We start from the raw sequence: 14799 nt of genomic DNA, 5'->3' as shown, positions 1-14799 counted from the left end.
ACGGTGTAGACCGTCACGGCGGCGACCGCGGCGGCGAGCCGGTCGCCGTCCGGGGCTGCGGACGGCGGGGCGAACGCCGCCAGCACCGCGCCCAGCGCGCAGCCGCCGCCGGTCACCCGCGTCAGCAGCGGGTCCCCGTTGGCGACCCGTACCGTCCGCTCGCCGTCCGTGAGCAGGTCCACCGGTCCGGAGACCGCGACGACGGCGCCCGTCGCACGGGCCAGCGTGCCCGCGGCCCCGGCCGCCGACTCGACCTCGTCCGTTGCGTCGACCCCGCGCCCGCCGCCCCCGGTACCGGCCAGCGCGATGATCTCCGAGGCGTTGCCGCGCACGACGGCCGGGCCCTGCGCGACCAGCCGGTGCGCCAGCGCGGTCCGTACCCGCAGCGAGCCGATCGCCACCGGGTCCAGCACCCACGGCGTCCCGGCCCGGGCCGCCGACGCCACCGCCTCGGTCATGGCCGCGCGCTGCTCGGCGTGCGGTGTGCCCACGTTGACCAGCAGCCCGGACGCGGCCTTGGCGAACGGGCCGGCCTCCTCGGGGATGTCCACCATGGCCGGGGCGGCGCCCAGCGCGAGCAGGACGTTGGCCGTGAAGTTCGAAACGACCTGGTTGGTGAGGCACTGCACCAGTGGTGTTTCATGGCGTACGCGGATGAGCGCTTGCCGGGTCGTGGCAAGCAGGTCGTCGGCCGGACGCGTCATAGGGGCATTCCTCTGTGACATCCCTTCGCTGGTGCGAACCAGATCAGGTTCGACGGGTGTGATCTCAGCCCTTGAGATGGGGCACCCCGTGTCTCGTGTGCCCACCATGTTAACCGCACCCCGTTCCTGATCAGGAACTCCAACCCCTGGAAGAGCCATGACCATCGAGCGTCCCGTGTTCGACGGGCGGATGCCCGCCGGCGCCGGCGATCTGTCCGTCGAACGGCACGGCATCGGCCCTGTGCCCGAAAGCAACCGCTACGGCCGCCCCGGCCGCCTGTTCACCGTGTGGTTCGCGCCCAACCTGACCATGACCGGCGTCTTCACCGGCACCGTGGGCATCGGCCTCGGGCTCGACTTCTGGACGGCGTTCACCGCGATGGCGCTCGGCACGCTGCTCGGCGCCGCGCCGGCCGCCTACCTCGGTACGTGGGGGAGTCTCACCGGCACCGGTCAACTCCCGCTCGCCCGGCTCGCGTTCGGCCGCGGCGTCGTACTGCCCGGCGTCCTGCAGTGGCTCTCCTCCATCGCCTGGGACGCGCTGATCGGGCTGTTCGGCGGCGACGCGCTGGCCCGGCTGCTCGGCTGGCCCTTCTGGCTGGGCGCGCTCACCGTGCTGCTCCTCCAGGGCGTCGTCGGCGTCCTCGGGTACGAGGCCATCCACCGCCTGCAGACCGTGATGACCTTCGTGCTGGGCGCGGCCTTCCTCGCCCTCAGCGTGAAGCTGCTCGCGGGTGTCCCGCTCCCGTCGGCCGCCACCGCACACGGCGCCGACCGGGCCGGCGCCTTCGTCCTGACCACCACCGTCGCGCTGAGCCTCGTCATCTCCTGGGCCCCCTACGCCTCGGACTTCAGCCGGTACCTGCCGCGCTCGTCCTCCCGGCGGCGGATGTTCTGGTACACCCTGCTCGGCATGGCCGCCGCGTACCTCTGGGTGCAGACGCTCGGCCTGTGGGCGGCGGGCCTCTTCACCGACCAGACGGCGGCGGGCGTGCACGAGCTGCTCGGCGGCGGGGCGCTGGGCGCCTTCGGGCTGCTGGCCATCGCCGCGTCCGCGGTGTGCAGCAACGCCATGAACGACTACAGCGGTTCGCTGGCGCTCCAGACGGCCGGGGTCCGCATCCCCCGCCCGCTCGCCGCCGCCGTGGCCGCCGTGCTCGGCTTCCTGCTCGTGCTGTGGATGCACGCCGCCGACACCACGGCCCGCTTCCAGAACGTGCTGCTCTTCGTCGGCTACTGGATCCCCGGCTTCATCGGCGTCGTCGCAATCGACTGGCTCGCCCGCGCCCGCGCCCGGAGCGGCCGGCCGGTCGAGGTGCACGAGGAGTTCGCCCGTCCGCAGCCCTGGTGGCCGGCGGCGCTGTCCTTCGTCGTCGCGTTCGCCGCCGCCGTGCCCTTCATGGACACCACGCTCTACGTCGGGCCGGTCGCCGAGGCGCTGCACGGCGCGGACCTGGCGTACTTCGTGGCCTTCGCCGTCTCGGTCGCGGTGTACGCACCGCTGCGGCTGCGGCGCGCTCGCGGAAAGTAAAAGAGCTGCGGACACAACAAAGCCCCGGTCGCATTGGCGGCCGGGGCGGGTCTCCGCGTATATTGGGAGTTTCCATGCCATGAAAAAATTTGGGCATGGCGAAGCTTTATGGAGTCATCTTAACCAGGCGGGAGTCGAATTGTCAATCCAGGTGCCGGGCGAAGAATCGGGCGTACGGCCGGACCGGTCCGCCGACGAGGAGATTTCCCGCGCGGAAATGCGCCGGGAGCAGGAATTCATCGACATGCTCTACGAGCGCCTCGGCGAGCTGCGCGCCGGGGCGGGTGCCGCGGTGGAGGGCGCCCTGGCGGCGGCCGACACCGGCACGCTGCAGGCGCGGCTGGAGCGGGACGTGACCGTCGCCGAGCAGGCCGGGCTGCTCGCCGCCTTCGACGCGGGCGAGCACGGCCTCTGCTTCGGCCGCCTCTCCTTCCGCGACGGTGCCGACCACCACATCGGGCGCATCGGCATCCGGCGCGACGACGCCGAGCGCACGCCCCTGGTCATCGACTGGCGCGCCGACGTCGCCCGCCCCTTCTACCTCGCCACCGGCCACACCCCGATGGGCCTGCGCCGCCGGCGGCACATCTCGACCGAGCGCCGCCGGGTCACCGCGCTGCACGACGAGATCATGGACCTCGCCGACACGGTGCGCACCGGACACGAGGGCACCGACGCGGACACCGTGCTGCTCGCCGCGCTGGACGCGGCGCGTACCGGCCGGATGCACGACATCGTGCAGACCATCCAGGCCGAGCAGGACCGCATCATCCGCGCCCCGCACCGCGGCGTCATGGTCGTCGAGGGCGGCCCCGGCACCGGCAAGACCGTCGTCGCCCTGCACCGCGCGGCGTACCTGCTGTACGCGCACCGCGAACTGCTCGCCCGCCGCGCCGTACTGATCGTCGGCCCCAACCCGGCGTTCCTCGGCTACATCGGCGAGGTGCTGCCCGCGCTCGGCGAGACCGGTGTGCTGCTCGCCTCGCCCGGCGAGCTCTTCCCGGGCGTCACCGCGACCGGCACGGACACGCCCGAGGCCGCCGCGGTCAAGGGCGGCGCCGCGATGGCCGACGCGCTGGCCGCGTTCGTACGGGACCGGCAGACCCTGCCCGAGCCCGGCACGGTCATCCCGCACGACGACGGTGACCTCCTCCTCGACCCGGACATCGTCCTGGAGGCCCGCCACCAGGCGCGCGAGACCAAGCTCCCGCACAACCTCGCTCGCCCGCACTTCGCCTTCCGCATCATCGACGCGCTCACCGCCCAGCTCGCCGACCGGCTCGGCGCCGACCCGTTCGGCGGTCCGAACTTCCTCGGCCCCGACGACATCGCCCAGCTCGGCAAGGCCATTGCAGCCAGCGGTGAAGTGCACCGCACCATCGGGGAGCTGTGGCCCGTCCTCACGCCGCAGGAGCTCGTCGCCGACTTCCTCGCCGACCCCGTGCACCTGCCGGAGGCCGACGCGGCCGCGATCCGCCGCGAGGGCGGCGAGTGGACCGCTGCCGACATCCCGCTGCTCGACGAGGCCGCCGAGCTGCTCGGCGAGGACGACTCCGCGGCCCAGGCCGCCGCCGAGGCCGAGCGCCAGGAGCGCATTGCCTACGCGCAGGGCGTGCTGGACCTCTCGTACGGCTCCCGTACCCAGGAGTTCGAGGACAAGGACGACGAGGAGTCGGAGGTGCTGGCCGCGCACGACCTGGTCGACGCGGAACGCCTCGCCGACCGGCACGAGGAGGCCGACCACCGCACCGCCGCCGAACGCGCCGCGGCCGACCGCACCTGGGCCTTCGGCCACATCATCGTGGACGAGGCGCAGGAGCTGTCCGCGATGATGTGGCGGCTGCTGATGCGCCGCTGCCCGACCCGCTCGATGACGCTGGTCGGCGACCCGGCGCAGACCGCCGAGCCGGGCAGCTGCGGCACGTGGGAGTCGATCCTGGAGCCGTACGTCGGCGACCGCTGGGAGCATGTCCGCCTCGGCGTCAACTACCGCACCCCCGCCGAGATCATGGAGGCCGCGGCCGGGGTGATCCGGGCCGCGTACGCCGGTACCCCGGCGGGCGCGGCCTTCGAGCCGCCGCGCTCGGTCCGCTCCACCGGTGTACCGCCCTGGTCCCACCGCACGGACGACCTGCCGCGCGCGGTCGCCGAGGCGGTCGCCGAGGAGGCCGGCGCCGAGGGCCGCCTCGCGGTCATCGCCCAGAAGCGCCACCACGAAGCCCTGCTGGCCGCACTCCCCGCCGCGTCCGCCGGTCCGGTCCCCGACCTGACCAGCCCGGTCGTCCTGCTGGACCCGCGGCAGGCCAAGGGCCTGGAGTTCGACACGGTATTCGTGGTGGAACCGGCCGAGTTCGGCGTGAGCGACCTCTACGTCGCCCTCACCCGGGCCACCCAGCGCATGGGCGTGCTGCACACCGAGGCGCTCCCGGCGGGCCTGGAGGCACTGGAAGCGCGGTGAGCCCGGCGGTCGGCTGTCGACGGCCGGTACGTCCCGGCCGTCGACAGCCGAACCCTCGCCCCCCTACCCTGTGTTCGTCATTCCGACCACCGACCGGAATGACGAACATCTGGCGACGGCGGCGGAGGGTGGGTGAACGGCATGGGGCGACTGGTCCCAGCGGTGACCCGGGCACTGGACATACTCGAACTGTTCCTGGAGGCGGACGGCCCGCAGTCGGCCCCCGACGTGGTGCGCAAGCTCCAGCTGCCGCGCACCACCGTGCACGAACTGCTCACCACGCTGGCGGCCCGCTCCTATCTGGTCCCCGTCCCCGACCAGCCGGGCCGCTACCGCCTCGGCGTCCGCGCGTACCAGCTCGGCAGCCGGTACGCCGAACAGCTCGACCTGGCCGCCGAGGGCCAGCGGGTGGCCCGTGAGGTGGCCGCCACCTGCGACGAGACGGTGCACGTCGCGATCCTGGAGGACACCGACGTCATCTACATCGCCAAGGTCGACTCCACGCACGCCGTCCGGATGGTCTCGGCGGCCGGCCGCCGGCTGCCGGCCCACTGCACGGCTGTCGGCAAGATGCTGCTCGCGGCGCTTCCGGAAGCGGAGCTGGCCGCCCGCATCGAGGGCCGCGAACTGGTCGCTTTGACCCCGGGCAGCATCACCGACCCGGACGCGCTCCGTACCGAACTCGCCGCCATCCGGGAGCGCGGCACCGCCACCGAGCACCGCGAGTCCAATCCGGACGTCTCCTGTGTCGCGGCGCCGGTCCGCGACAGCTCGGGCCGCGTCGTCGCCGCCCTCTCCGTCTCCGTCCCGATGATCCGCTGGACCGACGCGGGTGAGGCCGAACTCGCCGAACTGGCCACCAAGGGCGCGAACGACCTGTCGGTCAGCCTCGGTTACCGGCCGCGTACCCGCTGACAAGCGAGTCGAGGATGCCTTCGACGGTCTCCTCGGTGAGGCCGGGGTGCAGGAAGGCGATGCGTACGACGGTCTCGCCCTCCCATACGGTCGGCGTGACGAAGGCCGTACCGGCGGCGAGCAGCCGCTTCGACCAGGCGTAGTAGTCACGCGGCTGCCAGCCGGTGCGGCGGATCAGGACCACGGACAGCTCGGGTTCGCGGAGGAGTTCGAGGCCGTCGGTGCGCTCGGCGAGGCGGGCGGTGTACTGGGCGAGCCGGACGCCGCGCGCGACCGCGTCCCGGTACGCGTCCGTGCCGTGCACGGCGAGCGAGAACCACAGGGGCAGGCCGCGCGGGCGCCGGGTGAGGTGGTACGCGTAGTCGCTCGGGTTCCACTCCAGGTCGTCGGCGCCCGCGCCGTCCCCGTGTATCGCGTCGAGGTAGGAGGCGTCCTGGGTGTGGACGGCCTTGGCGAGGCGCGGGTCGCGGTAGAGCAGCGCGCCGCAGTCGAAGGGCGCGAACATCCACTTGTGCGGGTCGATGACGAGCGAGTCGGCGTGCTCGATGCCGGCCATCCGGGCTCGCAGTTCGGGGACGAAGAGGCCGCCGCCCCCGTAGGCCGCGTCGACGTGGAACCACAGGTCGCGGGCGCGCGCCTGCGCGGCGACGCCCGCTAGGTCGTCGAGTATCCCGGCGTTGGTGGTGCCCGCGGTGGCGACGACGGCGACGACGGGCGCCCCGCCGTCGTGCTCGGCGGCCGTCAGAGCGGTGCGGACGGCCTCGCCGGTGAGCCGGTGGTCCTCGGTCGGTACGACGAGGGCGTCGATGCCGAGAATGCGCAGGGTGTTGCCGACGGAGGAGTGCACCTGGTCGCTGACGGCGATGCGGACGGGCGCGTGTCCGGTGAGTCCGAGCCGGCGCCGGCCGGTGTCGCGGGCGACGACGAGCGCCGAGAGGTTGCCGGCCGAGCCGCCGCTGACGAAGCAGCCGCCGGCGCCCTCGGGGAGGCCCGCGAGCTCGGCGAAGAGGCGCAGCACCTGGTTCTCGGCGGCGATGGCGCCGGATGCCTCCAGCCAGGAGACGCCGTGCAGCGACGACCCGGAGACGACCATGTCGAAGAGGGCCGCGGCCTTCGTGGGCGCGCCGGGGATGAAGGCGAGGAAGGCGGGGTGGTCGCAGGAGATGACGGCCGGCTCGATGTCCTCGGCGTACGTACGCAGGACCTCGGCGGCCGGCCGGGGGCCCGCGCCGATCGCCCCCTTGAGGGCGACGCCGAGCTCGGCGTGGTCGCCGGGGCGGCCGAGCGGGGGCTCGGGCAGGGCGATGCGGTGGCGGAGGTGGTCCATGACCTGACGGGCGAGGTCCTCGTCGTGGGTGTGCATGGGCCGGTACCTCCTGAAGGTGCTAATTGGATCCGATCGGATCCAATCCGGAGGGTAAGGCGCTCCCCGAACAAGGTCAAGCCGCGCCCGGGGCCGTACCCGTCCCCTCAGCCGGACCGCCCTTCGAAGTGGTCCAGCAGGGTCAGGAACTGCCGGTACGAGTCCCGCAGATGCTCCCGCATGCGGCGCTCCGCCTCCGCGCCGTCCCCGGCGAGCACGGCCAGCGCGATCGCCTCGTGCTCGTCGCGGAAGACGCAGCCCAGCTCCGCCTCCGCGCCGTACACCACATGCCAGTCCGCGCGCAGCCACAGCGCGTTGCCGCCCGCGAACATCTCCGAGCGGGCCCTGGCCACCGCCTCGTGCAGCACCTCGTTGCCGCCGGCCGCGGCGACGGCGAGGTGGAAGCGGCTGTCCACGCGGTGGTACGCGCCGATGTCGGGCAGCTCGCCGACCTCCGAGTCCAGCAGCTTCACCAGGTCCCGGCGGGCGCCGGTGGAGCCGCGCTCGGCGGCCAGCCGGGCCGCGAGCGGCTCGATGGCCTGCCGGTACTCCATGTAGTCGCGCAGCGTGGCCCGGATCTCGGCGGCCACCGCGGCCTGCGCTCCGGTACCGGCGGTGCCCACGAGGGCGGCCGAGGCCACCCGTGTGCCGCCGCTGCGCCCGAGTGTGGTCACCACCAGGCCCTCGTCGGCCAGCAGGCGGAGCGCCTGCCGGACGGTGTTGCGCCCGGCGCCGAACGCGGCCGCCAGCTCGCGCTCGCTGGGCAGCCGGTCGCCGGGCTCGAAGCCGCCGAGCGCGATGCGCTTGCGCAGTGCCTCGGCGACGACGTCGCGCGAGGCGGACCGCCGCGCCCCGTCCTGATCCGCGTCCGTGCCGTTCACCTGTGTCTCCCGGTCGGTAAAGGGCTTAGCTCAGACCCTATTGACAGCCTTCCGGGGCGACCATACCGTCCCGTGCATCTCATTCGGGTCCGCATGGATCCATTCGGAAGGAGCACGGGAGCATGACCGCAGCCGCATCCCCGGAGAACGCCGAGGGCTCCGCACCACCACCGGGCGACGCCCCGCCCCGCCGCACCAACCCCTGGAAGGTCGCCGGTGCCTCGCTGATCGGTACCAGCGTGGAATGGTACGACTTCGGCATCTACGCGACCGCGTCCGCGCTGGTCTTTCCCGATCTCTTCTTCCCCGAGGCGGGCCCGGCGCTGGGCACCCTGCTCTCCTTCACCACGCTCTTCGTCGGCTCGCTCGGCCGCCCGCTCGGCGCGATCGTCTTCGGGCACATCGGCGACCGGTACGGCCGCAAGAAGGCACTGATCTGGTCGATGCTGCTCATGGGAGTGGCCACCGTTGCCATCGGCCTGCTGCCCGGTTACGCCACGCTCGGCGTCGCGGCGCCTATCCTCCTCGTCCTGATACGGATGACGCAGTCGCTCGCCGTCGGCGGCGAATGGGGCGGCGCGGTGCTCTTCGCCGTCGAACACGCCCCGCCCCGCCGCCGCGCCTTCTTCGGCTCCTTCCCCCAAGTCGGCGACGGCGTCGGCTACTTCCTCTCCACCGGCGTCTTCTCGCTGATCGCCCTCCTCGGACACGACGCCCTGGTGGACTGGGCCTGGCGCATCCCGTTCCTGCTCTCCGCCGTCCTCGTCCTGCTCGGCCTCGTCATCCGCTCCTCGATCGAGGAGTCACCCGAGTTCGAAGCGGCGCGCGCGGCGGAGAAGAGCGAGGCGAAGCAGGCGGCCCCGGTCGTCGGCGTGGTGCGCGATGCCTGGCGCACCTGGCTGCTGGCGACCGGCGCCTTCCTGATCACGGTCGGCGGCTACTACGTGATCGTCACCTTCATGTCGACGTACGCGGTCGGGCAGCTCGGCTTCTCCGAGTCCGAGGCCGCGGGCGCCGGCACCGCGGCCTCTGTCGTCGTCATCGTCTGCACCCCGCTGGCCGCGCTGGCCGCCGACCGCTTCGGCATGCGCAGACTGACCCTGGCCGGCATCCTCCTGCACCTCGTCGTCGCCTTCCCGATGTTCTGGCTCGCCGACACCCGCACGCTGGGCGGTCTGTGGGCGGCGATGTGCCTCCCGATGCTCGCCAGCACGATCGCGTACGCGTCGATCGGCACCCTGCTGTCCGGCTGGTTCGCACCCCGCGTCCGCTACACCGGCCTCTCGATGAGCTTCCAGCTCGCGGGCCTGATCGGCAGCGCCGCCCCGTCCGCCGCGACCTGGCTCTTCACCACGACGGGCAACTCCTGGACCCCGGTGGCCCTCGCCTTCGCCGCGATGGCGGCCCTCAGCGCGGTCTGCCTGGTACTCCACCGGCCGGCCCGCGACACGGCACAGCCGGCACTCTGACCGTGTCCCTCGTGTTCCTCACTTGAGGCCGTGCGCCCGGGACACCAGGGATTCGGCGAGCCGGCGGGAGATCAGCCGCCGGAGGGTGAAGACCAGTGGCGCGCGGCTGCCGACGGCGTACAGGGGCTTCGGGTTGGGCGCTTCGATGGCCTTGAGGACGGTCGCGGCCACGGTCTCGGCGCTGATGCCGGACGCTTCATTGCGGTCGAGGTGGTCGGAGACCGTACGGAAGGCGTCCGTGTACGGGGAGCCGTCGGCGAGGTAGCGGGTGCGGCGCTCGCTGATGCCCGTGTTGATGGATCCCGGCTCCACGGTGGCCAACCAGACGCCGTACGGGGCGAGTTCGCGGCGGGCCGCGGTCGCGAACGCCTTGATCGCCGCCTTCGAGGCCACGTACGAGGAGCGGAAGGCCAGCGGGAAGCTGGCCAGCATGGAGCCGACCATGACGACCCGGCCGCCGCGGCGCTCCCGCATCCCCGGCAGCAGCAGCTGGGTCAGCCGCACCGCGCCGAAGACATTGAGCTGGAACAGCCGCTCCAGCGCATCCATCGGCAGTTCTTCGAGGGCGGCGAGCTGGCTCTCGCCCGCGTTGTTCACCAGTACGTCCACCGGGCCCGCTGCTGCCGCGCACGCCTCGATGCTCGCCGGGTCGGTGAGGTCGAGGGGCAGGTAGTCGGCGCCCGGCAGGCGCTCGGCCTCGGGGATCTTCTCGGGCGCTCGGCTGGTGGCGATCACGTGGTAACCGCTGTCCAGCAGGGCCCGGCAGACGGCCCGGCCGATGCCCGAGGAGGCCCCGGTGACCAGCGCCGTACGCCGAGCGGTGGCGCGTGCCGTGTCGCGTGCCGTGTCGTCCGTCATGCCAGCCCCCTCGCCAGCGCCCGGCCCGCCGCGCGGCCGGAGAAAATGCAGCCGCCGAGGAACGTGCCCTCCAGCGCGTTGTATCCGTGCACCCCGCCGCCACCAAAGCCGGCCACCTCGCCCGCCGCGTACAGCCCCTCGAAGGGCGTGCCGTCCGGCCGTACGACCTGTGCGTCCAGGGTGGTTTCCAGGCCGCCTAGCGTCTTACGGGTGAGCAGGTTCAGCCGTACGGCGATCAGCGGGCCGTGCGCCGGGTCCAGCAGCCGGTGCGGCTTGGCCACCCGCACGATCTTGTCGGCCAGGTAGGCACGCGCATTGCGCACCGCCATGAGCTGCATGTCCTTGGAGTACGCCGAGCCCACCTCTCGATCGCGGGCCACGACCTCGCGCCGCACCCGGTCGTAGTCCAGCTCCGGGCCGCTGCCCAGCGCGTTCATCCCGCTCACCAGGTCGCGCAGGTTGTCGCGGACCACGAAGTCCGCGCCGTGCTCCATGAACGCGGCCACCGGACCGGTCGGGCCCTTCTTCGTCCGGCCGAGCGTCATCTTGAGGTCCTTGCCGGTGAAGTCCGGGTTCTGCTCGGAGCCGGAGAGCGCGAACTCCTTCTCGATGATCGACTGCGTGAGGATGAACCAGCTGTGCTCATGGCCGCCGGCCCGGATGTGCCGGAGCGTGCCGAGCGTGTCGAAGCCGGGGAAGTACGGGGGTGGCAGCCGCTTGCCCGTGGCGTCCAGCCACAGCGAGGACGGGCCGGGGATGATGCGGATGGCGTGGTCGGGCCAGATCGGGTCCCAGTTCTTGATGCCCTCGACGTAGTGCCACATGCGGTCGCGGTTGACGATGCTGCCGCCCGCGCTCTCGGTGATCTCCAGCATCCGCCCGTCGACGTGCGCGGGCACCCCGCAGATCATCCGCTCCGGCGCCGGGCCGAGCCGGTCCACCGGCCAGTTCTTGCGCACCAGGTCCGGATTGCCGCCGATGCCGCCCGAGGTGACGACCACGGCCTGGGCGCGGAGTTCGAAGGAACCGGCGGGCGTACGGGAGGACTTCACGCCCCGCGCCGCGTCGGACGGCTCCAGCACCGTGCCCCGGACGCCGACCGCCGCGCCGTTCTCCACGATCAGCTCGTCCACCTGGTGCCGGTGCATGAACGTGACCAGCCCGCGGTGCTCGGCGGCCAGCACCGGATCGCGGAAGACCCGTACGACCTCCGGCCCCGTGCCCCACGTCAGATGGAAGCGCGGCACCGAATTGCCGTGCCCGGAGGCGAGGCCGGAACCCCGCTCGGCCCACCCGACGTTCGGCATCAGCCGCAGCCCCAGCTCGTGCAGGTAAGCGCGCTTCTCCCCGGCGGCGAACTGCACGTACGCCTGCGCCCACTGGCGCGGCCAGTGGTCCTCCCGCTCGCGGTCGAAACCGGCCGAGCCCAGCCAGTCCTTCAGGGCCAGCTCGTAGGAGTCCTTGATGCCCATCCGGCGCTGCTCCGGGCTGTTCACGAGGAACAGCCCGCCGAGCGACCAGAACGCCTGGCCGCCCAGGTTCGCCGCGCTCTCCTGGTCCACGAGCAGCACCTTGCGCCCGGCCCTGACCAGCTCGTACGTCGCGACGAGCCCGGCCAGTCCGGCCCCCACGACGATCACATCGGCCTGTTCGCGCTCACTCATCGAGAGCCCCTTCGCTCTGGGTGCTGTAGGCGGTGCTGTAGGCGTTGACCACGTGCCGGAACAGTTCTTCCCGCCGCTGCCGCACGGCCTCGTCATCCGGCTCCAGCAGGCACTGCACGGCGGTGCCGTCGTGCACGGCGACCAGCGCGTGGCCCAGCCCGGTGCGGTCGGTGACCCGCCGGCCCGCGCGGGCGAGCGCGGTCTCGACGAGCGGCAGCAGCGTGTCGTGAATGGCCTCCTCGCGGGAGGCCATGACCCGGCGCAATGACGGATTGCGCAGCGCGTGCGCCGTGAACTCCGCTGTGACGCGGTACCACGCGTCATCGATCGGTACGGCATCCAGCACGGCCCGCAGCGCTTCGTCCGCCGACACCGACTCCAGGGTGCCGAGCCGGTCCAGCGCGCCCCGCAGATCGTCCAGCATCGCCGCCGACCGCTGCTCCCACATGGCGAGGAACAGCTCGTCGAGCGAGGTGAAGTTCGAGTAGAAGGCGCCCCGGGTGTACCCGGCCCGCTCGCACACCTGGTCCACCGTGGACCGGCCGAAGCCCTCTTCGGCGAAGACCTCCAGCGCGGCATCGAGCAGCCGCTGCCGGGTCTGCGCCCGCCGCCGCGTGACGCGCTTCGGCGCCGCGGTCTCTGAAGCTGTCATCCACGGCCCCGCTTCCGTCGTGCGCCGTTCGATACGCGAATGTATGGGATACGTTCGCGTATCGACAAGGGGTCGGACGGGTCGGCCCGGCGCAGCGCTTACCGGGGCGGCCGCTGGGTGACGTACTCCTCGGGCGGCTCGGGCTCCGGGAGGGCCGGCGTCTCGATGCGCCAGGCGATGCGCTCCTTGTCCTGGACGACGCGGCGGTACGCGTACAGCACGACCGACAGCAGCAGGATGCCCACCGCGATGAGGGTGTCCTTCGGGCCGCCGTGCGCGGCCAGCGAGGGATGCGAGACGCCCACCGCGACCACCACGACATCGACGACCAGCACCGCCCAGGCGACCGGTATCCAGATGCGGCCGCGGCGGATCGGACGCGGCCAGTCCGGGCGGTCCTTGCGCAGCAGCAGGAAGGCCGAGACGGCCAGCACGATCGCCACCAGGTAGCCGAAGTTGCTGGCGATCAGGATGCTCAGCGGCTCCCCGAGGAGCAGCAGGATCGCGCTGTTCAGTACGGCGTCGAGGGTGAGCGCGCGGCCCGGTACGCCCCACCGGTTCAGATGGTCGAGCTGCCGGACGGTCATTCTTTCTCGCGCCAGTCCGTACAGTGCCCGACCGCCGTCCGCCGTGGTGGACACCATTCCGAGGAACATCGAGGAGACGAGGATGAGGACGCCGAGCGAGGCGAAGCCGCCGAGCGCCTGCTCGAAGGCGATCGCGAACGCGCCGACCGGGTCCTTCCGGATGGCGTCCTCGCCGACCGACCCGACCATGGCGAGCGGCACGACGAAGAAGAGGACGAGGGAGAGGAGCGAGGTGGCGCGCAGCGCCTTGGCGGTGTCGCGGACCGTGTCCTTGTACTCGGGCGCGAACGAGGCGCAGATCTCGGTGCCGTACGTGGTCCAGGCCGTGACGTAGAACCACACGATCAGCGTCGTCCAGCTGCCGCCGTGGTACCAGGTGAGGTTGGCCGCGTGCCAGGTGTGGCCGCTCAGGAAGGGCGCCGCGACGACCACGACGAGGCCGCACAGCACGATGCCGCTGGTGATCTTCGAGGCGCGGGCGGTGAGCCGCGCGCCGAAGTAGTTGCAGGCCCAGGCGGCGAAGACGGCGGCGACGCCGATCAGTTCGGCCAGGCCGACCGAGTGGCCTGGGAGCAGGGGCACTTCGGGCGAGCCGGGGAACCAGTGCGCGGTGACGAGCGCGCCGATCGCCGCCGCGTTCACCGCGATGCTGAACGACCAGCCGATCCAGTAGCCGTACGCCGCGACCGCGCCGAGCGGCGCGAAGTACCGCTTCCAGCCCTCGGAGGCGTACCGGCTGACGCCGCCGGACTTGCCGGGGAACATCGCGGCGGTCTCGGCGAACAGCATGTTCTGCAGCAGGCCGATCAGCGCGCCGCCGACCCAGAGCGCGATCGCGGTCCAGGCGCCGATGGCTCCGATGCCGTAACCGACCGTCAACAGCAGGCCGTTGGGGATGACCAGGGCGATCGCGAATCCGTCGCGCCAGGTGAGGGACTTGCGGAGGTTGTCCATGCTCTGCCGCCCGTCTCTTGAGAACTTCGGCCGGATCCTGAGGTCTTCGGCCGGACGCACGTCCGTTGTTCAGGCGTGCCAAAAATGTGTTCGCGGTCACAATAATTGGGTATTATTGGAAGGCAAGAGGCTGGACGGAAAACGGTGAAGGGGTGGGCGGCATGGTGGCCGAGCGCGAGGTGCCGGAGCGGACGGGAGCGGTGCCGGCCGGAGCGGACGTCCAGCGCGAGCGGATACTGCGCGCCGCGGCCCTCGCCCTCGCGGAGCACGGCTTCGACGCCGCACGGCTGCGCGACGTGGCCAACTCCGCGCAGGTCTCCATAGGTTCGATACAGCATCACTTCGACACCCGTGACGCGCTCTTCCGGCACGCCTTCGAGTGGTCGATAAGCGAGCTGACGGGCCGGTGGAGGTGCACGGCCGTCGGCGAGCCGGACCCGTGGCGCCGGTTCGAGCTGCTCGTGCGGGAGCTGACCGGCGACCCGGACCTGATACGGCGCTGCACGACCTGGACCGAGTTCTGCGCGAGCGCGGCCCGCCACGAGGAGCTGCGGGACGGGATACGGCGGGTCCACGACGAGTGGCGGGCCCTGGTCTCCGGCATCCTCGCCGAGGGCGTGGCGACCGGTGAGTTCGCGCCCGTCATGTCCGAGGAGGCGGTGGTCGGGGCGGTGATGGCGGTGGTCGACGGCTGCGACATGACCATCGCGACGGACGGCGGCATGACACCGGAGCGGTATGCGGAGGTGCTGCTGGGGACGGG

Annotated in this window: 12 protein-coding genes and 1 riboswitch; of the genes, 5 read left to right on the top strand and 7 right to left on the bottom strand. The window is 72.3% G+C overall.

Annotated elements, in window-relative coordinates; translation table 11 throughout:
- Positions 1-704 (bottom strand): hydroxyethylthiazole kinase (gene thiM / locus CCS38_RS17535; RefSeq protein ID WP_223734220.1); only part of this gene is annotated, 704 nt, incomplete at its 3' end.
- Positions 705-707: 3 nt separating this feature from the next.
- Positions 708-803: riboswitch (TPP riboswitch) on the bottom strand.
- 58 nt (positions 804-861) lie between these two features.
- On the opposite strand from thiM, the gene CCS38_RS17530 reads away from it, so the two are divergent.
- The 3 genes from CCS38_RS17530 (at position 862) to CCS38_RS17520 (ending at position 5608) form a co-directional block, all read left to right on the top strand.
- Positions 862-2235, top strand: a complete 1374-nt coding sequence (locus CCS38_RS17530; protein ID WP_223734219.1) for a purine-cytosine permease family protein — start codon at positions 862-864, stop codon at positions 2233-2235.
- A 217-nt stretch (positions 2236-2452) separates the two neighbouring features.
- Positions 2453-4693: a HelD family protein gene (locus CCS38_RS17525; protein WP_223734222.1), complete on the top strand. Its 2241-nt coding sequence runs from the start codon at positions 2453-2455 to the stop codon at positions 4691-4693.
- 141 nt (positions 4694-4834) lie between these two features.
- Complete coding sequence (locus tag CCS38_RS17520; protein ID WP_223734218.1) at positions 4835-5608, top strand: IclR family transcriptional regulator; 774 nt, start codon at positions 4835-4837, stop codon at positions 5606-5608.
- On the opposite strand, the gene CCS38_RS17515 is transcribed toward CCS38_RS17520, so the two are convergent.
- Together CCS38_RS17515 and CCS38_RS35555 are read right to left on the bottom strand one after the other, a co-directional pair.
- Positions 5577-6971: a pyridoxal phosphate-dependent decarboxylase family protein gene (locus tag CCS38_RS17515; RefSeq protein WP_223734217.1), complete on the bottom strand. Its 1395-nt coding sequence runs from the start codon at positions 6969-6971 to the stop codon at positions 5577-5579. The two genes, CCS38_RS17520 and CCS38_RS17515, sit on opposite strands and share 32 nt — an antisense overlap.
- A gap of 107 nt (positions 6972-7078) precedes the next feature.
- Entirely contained in the window at positions 7079-7852 is a 774-nt protein-coding gene (locus CCS38_RS35555; RefSeq protein WP_308050824.1) for a FadR/GntR family transcriptional regulator, read from the bottom strand.
- 122 nt (positions 7853-7974) lie between these two features.
- Between CCS38_RS35555 and CCS38_RS17500 the strand changes: the two genes are divergently transcribed.
- Positions 7975-9321 (top strand): MFS transporter, encoded by a 1347-nt coding sequence (locus tag CCS38_RS17500; RefSeq protein ID WP_223734216.1) that lies wholly within the window; start codon positions 7975-7977, stop codon positions 9319-9321.
- A gap of 18 nt (positions 9322-9339) precedes the next feature.
- On the opposite strand, the gene CCS38_RS17495 is transcribed toward CCS38_RS17500, so the two are convergent.
- The 4 genes from CCS38_RS17495 to CCS38_RS17480 all read right to left on the bottom strand — a co-directional run bounded on the left by CCS38_RS17495 (position 9340) and on the right by CCS38_RS17480 (position 14036).
- On the bottom strand, positions 9340-10179 hold the full coding sequence (locus CCS38_RS17495) for an SDR family oxidoreductase (protein WP_223734215.1): 840 nt from the start codon (positions 10177-10179) through the stop codon (positions 9340-9342).
- Positions 10176-11843, bottom strand: coding sequence for an FAD-binding dehydrogenase (locus CCS38_RS17490; protein ID WP_223734214.1), 1668 nt, complete (start codon positions 11841-11843; stop codon positions 10176-10178). Before CCS38_RS17490 ends, CCS38_RS17495 begins: the two co-directional genes overlap by 4 nt.
- Positions 11836-12495 (bottom strand): TetR/AcrR family transcriptional regulator, encoded by a 660-nt coding sequence (locus CCS38_RS17485; protein ID WP_223734213.1) that lies wholly within the window; start codon positions 12493-12495, stop codon positions 11836-11838. Before CCS38_RS17485 ends, CCS38_RS17490 begins: the two co-directional genes overlap by 8 nt.
- Before the next feature lie 98 nt (positions 12496-12593).
- A complete protein-coding gene (locus CCS38_RS17480) occupies positions 12594-14036 on the bottom strand; it encodes an APC family permease (RefSeq protein WP_223734212.1) in 1443 nt (480 codons plus the stop codon).
- 161 nt (positions 14037-14197) lie between these two features.
- Here CCS38_RS17480 and CCS38_RS17475 point away from each other — a divergent pair.
- Positions 14198-14799 (top strand): TetR/AcrR family transcriptional regulator (locus CCS38_RS17475; protein WP_223734211.1); only part of this gene is annotated, 602 nt, incomplete at its 3' end.

Source organism: Streptomyces purpurogeneiscleroticus (assembly GCF_020024005.1).
Lineage (GTDB): Bacteria > Actinomycetota > Actinomycetes > Streptomycetales > Streptomycetaceae > Streptomyces > Streptomyces purpurogeneiscleroticus.
The sequence above is the reverse complement of the archived record's forward strand: the minus strand, read 5'-3'. Positions and strand labels throughout refer to the sequence as shown.